This is a genomic window from Marinobacter sp. bablab_jr008 (genome assembly GCF_016464145.1).
Classification (GTDB): Bacteria; Pseudomonadota; Gammaproteobacteria; order Pseudomonadales; family Oleiphilaceae; genus Marinobacter; species Marinobacter nauticus.
Genome location: NZ_JACDWW010000055.1, coordinates 1 through 319 on the forward strand (window position 1 = coordinate 1; position 319 = coordinate 319).

Annotated in this window: 1 pseudogene; it reads right to left on the reverse strand. The window is 52.4% G+C overall.

The features are described from left to right. Window positions 1-264, reverse strand: a pseudogene (locus tag JIF53_RS08515) (IS3 family transposase); the annotation flags it as partial. Window positions 265-319 lie beyond the last annotated feature (55 nt).

The window sequence follows — 319 nt, forward strand, 5'->3', positions numbered from 1 at the left end:
CAGCTCTTTGATGCGCTGCTCTGGTGTAAGTGGAAGATCCGATTTGTTCATCGCAGCCCCCTTGCGTACCAAGAGCATGGCCGCCGGGCTCCAATCCTGCTGACCATGCTTACGTAACCACGTTAGCACCGTCGAGCGTCCTTGGATACCATATCGTTCCTGGGCTTGCTTGTAAGTCATCTCGCCTTTTTCAACCTGGCCTACCACCGCCAATTTAAAGGCCAGGGAATAATCTCGCTGACTCCTCCGCCTCTTCGTGTTCATAACACCCTCCACAATTTCCAGTGAGAAGGTGTAAACCTTATTCAGGACGGGTCAA